The organism is Mesorhizobium sp. GbtcB19, from assembly GCF_019091085.1.
Lineage (GTDB): Bacteria > Pseudomonadota > Alphaproteobacteria > Rhizobiales > Rhizobiaceae > Mesorhizobium.
On record NZ_JAGXJY010000663.1, the window covers coordinates 1 to 228 of the forward strand.

Sequence of the window (228 nt, forward strand, 5' to 3'; positions counted from 1 at the left end):
CGGCCTGGACAGGATGCCACCGGCACGAACCGGCTGGCGGGAACGGTCGCCGAGGCGATCTATCTCGGCCCGGGGGCGAAATACGAAGTGAAGCCCGCCGACGCCTCGACCGCGATCGTGCGCTGGCCGCTTGCCGGCGAGAGCTTTGGCCCCGGCGACAAGGTCGAGCTCTGCTTCGACGGCGCCGATGCAAAACTCCTGCCCGACGACAGCACGGCCGACACCACG

The 228-nt window shown here is 69.7% G+C and carries 1 protein-coding gene; it reads left to right on the forward strand.

Annotated features, from left to right (window positions below; all coding sequences use genetic code 11):
* The coding region (locus KVT37_RS33330) for a TOBE domain-containing protein (protein WP_217579130.1) at positions 1-228 on the forward strand (228 nt) is incomplete at both ends.